4 protein-coding genes are annotated in these 8,205 nt (G+C 63.8%); 1 reads left to right on the top strand and 3 read right to left on the bottom strand.

Features of this window, described 5'->3' with window-relative positions:
- Positions 1-121: 121 nt before the first annotated feature.
- From EBB56_RS14380 to EBB56_RS14370, 3 genes are read right to left on the bottom strand one after another with little or no spacing between them, the layout of a single operon-like run.
- The gene (locus EBB56_RS14380) at positions 122-4,033 is read right to left on the bottom strand and encodes an AAA family ATPase (protein ID WP_124804673.1); all 3,912 of its coding nucleotides are present in this window, start codon (positions 4,031-4,033) and stop codon (positions 122-124) included.
- A 32-nt stretch (positions 4,034-4,065) separates the two neighbouring features.
- Positions 4,066-4,698: a tRNA-(ms[2]io[6]A)-hydroxylase gene (locus tag EBB56_RS14375; RefSeq protein WP_045994931.1), complete on the bottom strand. Its 633-nt coding sequence runs from the start codon at positions 4,696-4,698 to the stop codon at positions 4,066-4,068.
- Positions 4,695-5,168, bottom strand: coding sequence for a DUF1289 domain-containing protein (locus EBB56_RS14370; RefSeq protein ID WP_045994930.1), 474 nt, complete (start codon positions 5,166-5,168; stop codon positions 4,695-4,697). Before EBB56_RS14370 ends, EBB56_RS14375 begins: the two co-directional genes overlap by 4 nt.
- A gap of 251 nt (positions 5,169-5,419) precedes the next feature.
- Here EBB56_RS14370 and acnB point away from each other — a divergent pair, with 251 nt between their 5' ends.
- Entirely contained in the window at positions 5,420-8,023 is a 2,604-nt protein-coding gene (gene acnB / locus EBB56_RS14365) for a bifunctional aconitate hydratase 2/2-methylisocitrate dehydratase (protein ID WP_124804672.1), read from the top strand.
- The last annotated feature ends 182 nt before the right edge of the window (positions 8,024-8,205 follow it).

Below are 8,205 nucleotides of genomic sequence, written 5' to 3'. Positions count from 1 at the left end.
GGGACGCCTTTTGAGCTGACAGCTCGAGGCGCCTGGGAGGTAGAAACAGAAACGCCCGACTGGCCAAGCCAGTCGGGCGTCGTCTTGTCGGTGAGACGTCAGTGAATGGGTAGCTAGCGCATCAAGCGTCGGTGGTCTGCGATACCCGACGATCAAGCAGGCTTCGCCAGCGCATCAACACCGGCGCATCGCTCAGGCTGACCTGGGACAGCAGGCGGCGAAACTCGCTTCGAACCGCATCGTCGTCGGGATCGACACACGTCAGCCAGACTTCCAGGGCCCCGAGCAATTGATGAAGGTTGCCGTCCCGCTCCGCCTGGGTGCGCGCCTGCTCGGCGAGGGTCCGTACCGCTTCGGCGTCGCGACCCAGGCGGTGGCGTACCAGCGCCAACTGGGTGGCAAGCTCCGGGACAAACAGCGTCGTGCGCTCCCGGGCCATCAACAGACACTGATCCAGATAGTCTTCGGCCTGCTCCAGCTCCCCCATGGCAAGACAGGCGTCCACGTACCACAGGTTCGGACGCTGACTCGGGTCCCGGCCGGTCACTTCCGCCAGTTCCTCGTGGGCCGCCTGAAGCTGCTGCAGGCCTTCACGACTCCCCGCCAACGCCTGCTGCCATCCCAGTACCGCACGGGAGGCGACCTGCCATAGGTGCAGATCGGAGCTGCCGGTGAGCTCATACGCTCGCTGGGCCCGATTGGCCGCCTCGTGGACATGCCCAAGCTGGCGGTACAACGCAGAGGCGTACATCAGCGCCATCGCCAGACTGCCGGGATGATGGATCTCTTCCGCCAGGCGGATGGCCGATTCCACATGGCGTTCCGCCCGCTGGTAGTCGCCACGCAGACACAGCGCCCATCCCTGGAAGCAGGCAGCCGCCACCTGCGGGTGGTCAGAGAACGGCAACCACTCGATCATCATCGGCTTGTTCAGCGGATCCAGCTCTTCCAGATGGTCATAGGCCTGGCGAATTCTGCCAGCCCAGTACTCACAGCTTGCCCCGGCGTAGTCGGCCAGGCGCTGGTAGCGCGGGTCCTCAAGGCGCAAGGCGAGATCGTTCAGCCGCGAGGCCAGCAGAAAGGCGTCGGCGTGGGCGTTGCGCTGACTGCAGCCAACCCATAGTCCCCACTTGACCAGGAACGCCTGCTCGAGATCGTCCTCATCCTCGAGGTCGGTGGTGCACTCAGCCAGCAGCTCACGTGCCTTGACGAAGCTCTCGTGGGCGGTAGGCGAACCATGCCCCTCCAGAGCGAAAGCGGCCTGACCACGCACCGTCAGCAGGCTGATTTCACGCTCAGCCTGAGGCTCGACCTGGCGCAGACTGGCGAGGCCGGCGTCGGCCATCTTCAGCGCCGTGCGATTGGCACTGACCTTGAGCGCCTCCCGGGCGGCAAGCTCGAAGTAGCGCGCGCCTCGAGCGTAGTGACCGCTGCGCCGCAGGTGCATGGCGAAGTCACCGGGATGACGACTGATCCACACCGGGAAACGTTCTTCGATCAACTGAACCACGCGGCGATGCATGTCGACCCGCACGTCACGCGGACAGGAAAGATAGGCTGCCTCATGCAGCAGCTGGTGGGTGAACTGAAATTCTCGCGCCCCCACATCACCATCGGACGGCTCGATGATCTCGAGTCGACGCATTTCTTCCAGCGCCCGGCTCAGCCGTTCCGGCTCCCAACCACTGCACTCGGCCAGAAAGTCGAAGCGGAAGTGGCGCCCCAGCACCGCCGCGATGTGCGCCACTTCGCGATCGCCATCCAGTTGATCGATGCGACTGGTCAACAGGCCAAGCAGGCCGTGGGGCAGTTCGTCGAGCTGGACGCTACGCCCTTCCCGCCGGTCCATGTCGAGACGACGACAGATCTCCTGCAGGTAGAGCGGGACGCCATCGCAGCGCTCGATGATCTGGCCTCGCAGGCGCGGCGACAGATGCAGCCGATAGCGCCGAGCCAGCTGGGTCAACAGCCGCGATGACTGCATGGCATCGAGCCTGCCAAGCGCAATCTGCTGATCCCAGTGCAGTCGGGTGGGCAAGGATTCACGACCATGATGGCTGGCGATCAACAACAGCGGACAGTTGATCGGCAGCCGCGCCTGGAGGCCGGCCAGCACCTTGAACGATGGCTCGTCGACCCACTGCAGGTCGTCGATCATCAGTACCAGCGGACGTTCCTGTGACAGCTCATGAATCAGCCCATGCAGAAGCGCCACCACCGCTTCCACCGCCTCGCTGCTCTGCGCCAGCAGCGAGACTTCGTGAGGTTCGCGAATACCCATGGCCTCTTCAAGCCAACGAATATCGTCGTCATCCAGCTCGCTTAGCCCCAGGCGCTCGACCAACGCGGCCAGGCCCTCGCTGTCGATCTCGCCCCCCAGATGCCAGCGCACCAGGTGGCGCGCCACACCATAGGATTCCTGCACCGACATGCGGGTGTTGGGCTGCCAGCAGATGGTGGCGTCGCGACTCTGCTCAAGGTGACGAAACCCCACCAGCAGTGCCGACTTGCCAAGCCCGGAAGGCCCCTTCACCAGCACGCTCTGACGCAGACCGATACCGGCCCGCGCCAGGGCATCGCGCAGCATGCGCAGCGCGTTTTCACGCCCCACCAGGCTTGGTGGCGTCGCGTCACGGCCGCCCTCATTGGTGCCCAGCACCAGGGCACGCAGGCGGACTCGGCCGTCGCTTGCCACCAACCGGGAAAACAACCTCGGTTGCAGGTCCAGCGCCGGCGGCATGTGCTGGCTGGCCTCCTGAGAAATGACGAGTTCGCTGCCCTCGGCGGCGCTCATCAAGTCGAGCGCCCGCTGGGTCACCTGACCCAGCGGGTCCACCAGGTGGCGCGACGGCAGATAGACCACCTGGCCGCTGTTCAGGCCCGCCGCCAGGGTCATGCGGGGCAGGCTCCCTTCACCGGTCCAGCGTCGCTGCGACTCTTCCGCCAACAGACGTCGACAGTGTTCGTACAGGGCCACCAGTTCGGCCAGCTGATGCGCCGGCCCATGGGTACCGAAACAGGCAAGCCCCAGCCCGCCCGTGGCCCCGGGCAACCAGAAGCCACCCAGATGGTGGCACTGCTTCTCGAGCCAGCGCATCAGTTCGATCTGCAATGCCAGACAGGCCCGCGTCTCGGCCCGGCTGCCCATGTCGCCGTCCAGTGTCAGGCGAATCGCCATGACCGACAGCTGTCGGTGCTCGACCTCCTCTTCGCCGAGCGGCGGACTGTCCATCGCCAGGGTCCGCGAGAAGGCGCCCTTGGGCGACAAGGACGGGGTTTCGGGCTGCCCGTCGGACCAGTAGCAAGCCAACTGCAGGAAACTGGGGTCTGGCTGTTGCCCGGACAGCGCCAGCAACTGCAAAAAGGCGTTGTACTGCTCATGCGCCGCCGCCATCTGGCCTTGCTCGGCCAGTTGGCGAACCAGCTTTTCATGAAAGGGAGCGTAGCCGGAAAATCGGCTGACCAGCTCCTGCAACAGCGCATCGGGGATGCTGCCTTCCTGATCGAGCACGTCTTCAGCGAAGCGAATGACTCTCTGGCGCCACTCGTTGCGCACCTGAATCAGCCAACGCTGGAAGTCGGGACAGGCCGGCAGCTGCAGCTCCTCCACCAGGTCGCCTCGATACAACCCCAGCAATTCTTCCAGGGTGTCGATGTCACGACTGCCCTCCAGCAGCCGCTGCAGGTCATGAACATCGAACCCCCATTGCGCCGGCAGTTGAAAGGCGATGGTCTGGCGCGACACCGTCAACACCTTGTCGGCCTCATCCCCCAGCGACTGGCGCAGACAGTGAAGGGCATGTCTCAGGTTGGTGCGACCGGAGGACAACCCCTGGTCGGGCCACAGCAGTTCTGCCAGGGTCGCGCGGTTGACCGGCTGCTGATGCAGCAGCAGGTAGACCAGCAGCGCCTTGACCTTGTCGTAGCTGAATTGAACGAGGACATCGTCTCCCAGGTTGAGGGAAAAGTGCCCAAAGAGTGCCAGGTGGTCCTGGTCCGTTATCTGGGAAGCATCGTGTTGGGCGTCCCGCATGATGGTGTCCCTGCGTGGCGGTGCTATCGGCCTCAGGCCGGCACACCGCTGTGAAATCGAAAGGCGACGTCCGGGGTCGTCACAAGTTGCTCTTCGCGGGCCTTGAAGACCGCAATGCGCGCTTCTATCGGCGCGTCTGAAAGCTGGCTCGCCAGTGTGATGTAGTCCTCGAAGTGGCGTCCTTCCGACTTAACCAGACCTCGGTAGAACTTGGCAAGTTCGTCGTCGAGATGTGGAATAAGTCGCGCAAAGCGTTCACAACTGCGCGCCTCGATCAAGGCACCGACGATCAGCACATCCACCAGACGCTCCGGCTCATCGCGCCTGACCAGTTCCCTCAGTCCTTCAGCATAGCGCGATGCGCTGAGATGGCGGTACTCAATCCCCCTGGCGCGCATGATTTTCACGACCTGCTCGAAGTGCAGAAGCTCTTCACGAGCCAATTGCGACATCTTAGTCAGCAGGTCGACGTGATCCACGTAGCGATACATCAGACTCATGGCCGTGGACGCCGCTTTTTTCTCGCACTGGGCGTGATCGATCAACAACAGGGTTTCATTGTCCAGCGCCCACTCGACCCATGCATTCGGCGTCGCACACGGCAGGAAATCGAGAAGCTCCTCAGGCAGCGAGGTGTCATGGTCGGGGCTGATGGTGACATTCATGAAAGCGGTTTCCATTGCTGGGCCCCATCGGGCCCGGACTCGAGATGAAGTGTCCGACGTTGTTCGGCGGCCTGCTGAAGGGCCTGGCTGATGGCGGCGTACAACTGCTGAGGCTGGTCCGGCACACCTGGGCGCAGCACGATACCGTAGGCTGCCAGGTCGCCGATACGATCACGCCCCACCCTCAGCAGCTCTATCACACGCGACGCCGCCGGCTGGGACGAACGAAAACGCACGCGATGGCGTCGCATCTGGCGCTCCAGCAGGTCTTCGTCGATCACCTCGACGAAATTCGCGGCCACCTCGATACGCAGAGCGTCCAGTTCTCCGATCCGCCTCTCACGCTCCTCACCATCCAGCGAGAACCAGCGCAGAATTTCCTGATCATGGCGCTGACAGCCGCGGCAGACGTTATCGCCCACCGTGGTCGAACACAGCCCGACGCAGGGCGACACCACAACTTGGGTCATCGTCGGACACCTCATCGTGCTAAAAATTGAATCGGCACATGGTAACGCCTGCCTCGAGCGGACACACCCCTACCCCAGTCGAATAGGCACGAACCGGCCTCGGCGACCAAAGTTCAAAGCCCGTCATGACGGGCTCTCTTAACATTGTCGACAGTTTATTCTAGAATCCCGGCCACCGTTGACAGCGTGTCCCTCACGTTCGAGCGAGACGCGTTCGAGCGTGACCACCACAAACCAATGAGGGCCCCCACGTGCTTGAAGCCTATCGCCAACATGTCGAAGAGCGTGCCCAGGAAGGCATTCCCCCCAAGCCGCTGAACGCCGAACAGGTCGCCGAACTGGTCGAACTGCTCAAGGCGCCGCCCGCCGGAGAAGAAGAGACTGTCCTCGATCTGCTGACCAACCGCGTTCCGCCCGGGGTGGACGAGGCCGCCTACGTCAAGGCCGGTTTCCTGACCGCCCTGGCCAAGGGCGAAGCCGAATCTCCGCTCATCGACAAGGTGCATGCCGTCAAGCTGCTGGGCACCATGCAGGGTGGTTACAACATCGCGACCCTGGTCGAACTGCTCGATGATGCCGAGCTTGCCAAGGAAGCCGGCGAGCAGCTCAAGCACACTCTGCTGATGTTCGACGCCTTCCACGACGTCGCCGACCGCGCCAAGGCCGGCAACGAGGTGGCCAAGGACGTGATGCAGTCCTGGGCCGACGCCGAATGGTTCCTGTCCAAGCCGGCACTGGCCGACAAGATCACCCTGACCGTGTTCAAGGTACTCGGCGAGACCAACACCGACGACCTGTCCCCGGCCCCCGACGCCTGGTCACGTCCGGATATTCCGCTGCATGCCAACGCCATGCTCAAGAACGAGCGTGACGGCATCGAGCCCGAAGTTCCCGGCACCAAGGGCCCCATGGCGCAGATCGAAGCGGTCAAGGCCAAGGGCTTCCCGGTGGCCTACGTCGGCGATGTGGTGGGTACCGGTTCCTCGCGCAAGTCCGCCACCAACTCGGTGCTGTGGTTCTTCGGCGACGACATCCCCAACGTGCCCAACAAGCGCGCCGGTGGCTTCTGCTTCGGCGGCAAGATCGCCCCGATCTTCTTCAACACCATGGAAGACGCCGGCGCCCTGCCGGTCGAGATGGATGTGTCGAAGATGGAAATGGGCGACGTCATCGACGTCTACCCCTACGAAGGCAAGGTCTGCCGTCACGACACCGACGAAGTGATCTCCACCTTCGAGCTGAAGACCCAGGTCATCCTCGACGAGGTCCGCGCAGGCGGCCGTATCCCTCTGATCATCGGTCGCGGTCTGACCGACAACGCGCGCAAGGCGCTGGGTCTGGAGCAATCCGACGTCTTCCGTCTGCCCGAGCAGCCCAAGGACACCGGCAAGGGCTTCACCCTGGCCCAGAAGATGGTCGGCAAGGCCTGCGGCCTGGAAGGCGTGCGTCCCGGCATGTACTGCGAGCCGAAGATGACCACCGTCGGCTCTCAGGACACCACCGGTCCGATGACCCGTGACGAGCTCAAGGATCTGGCCTGCCTGGGCTTCCAGGCGGATCTTGTCATGCAGTCGTTCTGCCACACCAGTGCCTACCCGAAGCCGGTGGACGTGGAAACCCACCACACCCTGCCGGACTTCATCATGAACCGTGGCGGCGTATCGCTGCGCCCGGGCGACGGCATCATCCACTCCTGGCTGAACCGCATGCTGCTGCCGGACACCGTCGGCACCGGCGGTGACTCCCACACGCGTTTCCCGATGGGCATCTCCTTCCCGGCGGGCTCTGGTCTGGTGGCCTTCGCCGCCGCCACCGGTGTCATGCCGCTGGACATGCCAGAGTCCATCCTGGTGCGCTTCAAGGGCAAGCGTCAGCCTGGTGTCACCCTGCGTGACCTGGTCCATGCCATTCCCTACTACGCCATCCAGAAGGGGCTTCTGACCGTCGAGAAGTCCGGCAAGAAGAACGCGTTCTCTGGTCGCGTGCTGGAGATCGAGGGCCTCGAGGATCTTACCGTCGAGCAGGCCTTCGAGCTGTCCGATGCCAGTGCCGAGCGCTCCGCGGCGGGCTGCACCATCACCCTGTCCGAAGACTCTGTCTCCGAGTACCTGAAGTCGAACATCACCCTGCTCAAGTGGATGATCGCCAATGGCTACGGTGACAAGCGCACCATCGAGCGTCGCATCCTGGCCATGGAAGAGTGGCTGGCCGACCCGAGCCTGATGCGCGCAGACGCCGACGCCGAGTATGCCGAGGTCATCGAGATCGACCTGGAGCAGCTCAAGGAGCCGGTACTGTGTGCCCCCAACGACCCGGACGACGCCCGCCTGCTGTCCGAGGTGGCAGGTCAGAGCATCGACGAGGTGTTCATCGGTTCGTGCATGACCAACATCGGCCACTTCCGCGCCGCCGGCAAGCTGCTCGAGAAGCAGCCCGCCGGCAGCCTGAAGACCAAGCTGTGGCTCGCCCCGCCGACCAAGATGGACCAGCACCAGCTGACCGAGGAAGGCTACTACGGCATCTACGGCCGCGCCGGCGCACGCATGGAAATGCCGGGTTGCTCGCTGTGCATGGGTAACCAGGCCCGCGTCGCCGCCAAGAGCACGGTGGTATCCACCTCCACCCGCAACTTCCCCAACCGTCTGGGTGATGGCGCCGACGTCTTCCTGGCCTCCGCCGAACTGGCCGCCGTGGCCGCCGTGGAAGGTCGCCTGCCGAGCGTCGATGAGTACCGTCGCTACATGGGCGAGTTCGACGCCATGGCCGGCGAGATCTATCGCTACATGAACTTCCACGAAATCGAGGAGTACCAGAAGGCCGCCTCGAACGTGATTCCGGTGGCTCAGGAAGCCTGAAGCATCTGACGGTCAACGGCTCGAGCCTGTCGCCAGACCGACTCGAGCCTTGAATCACAAGGAAGCGCCCCGGGGAGCGAGTTGCGTTCAACTCCCCGGGGCGCTTTTTCATGCCTTGCCAGCAAAGGCCGTGTCACTGGGTGGGCGGCTGACCGCCCACCCCACCTTCCCTGGCCTGCCTT

The organism is Halomonas sp. YLB-10 (assembly GCF_003856855.1).
In the GTDB taxonomy this organism is placed as follows: Bacteria; Pseudomonadota; Gammaproteobacteria; order Pseudomonadales; family Halomonadaceae; genus Halomonas; species Halomonas litopenaei.
This window is presented reverse-complemented; position numbering and strand designations above follow the sequence as displayed.

What these genes read in the sequence shown, in the direction of transcription:
- EBB56_RS14380 (WP_124804673.1), bottom strand. Translation starts at nt 4,033, where the DNA reads ATGCGGGACGCCCAACACGATGCTTCCCAGATAACGGACCAGGACCAC.
- EBB56_RS14375 (WP_045994931.1), bottom strand. Translation starts at nt 4,698, where the DNA reads ATGAATGTCACCATCAGCCCCGACCATGACACCTCGCTGCCTGAGGAG.
- EBB56_RS14370 (WP_045994930.1), bottom strand. Translation starts at nt 5,168, where the DNA reads ATGACCCAAGTTGTGGTGTCGCCCTGCGTCGGGCTGTGTTCGACCACG.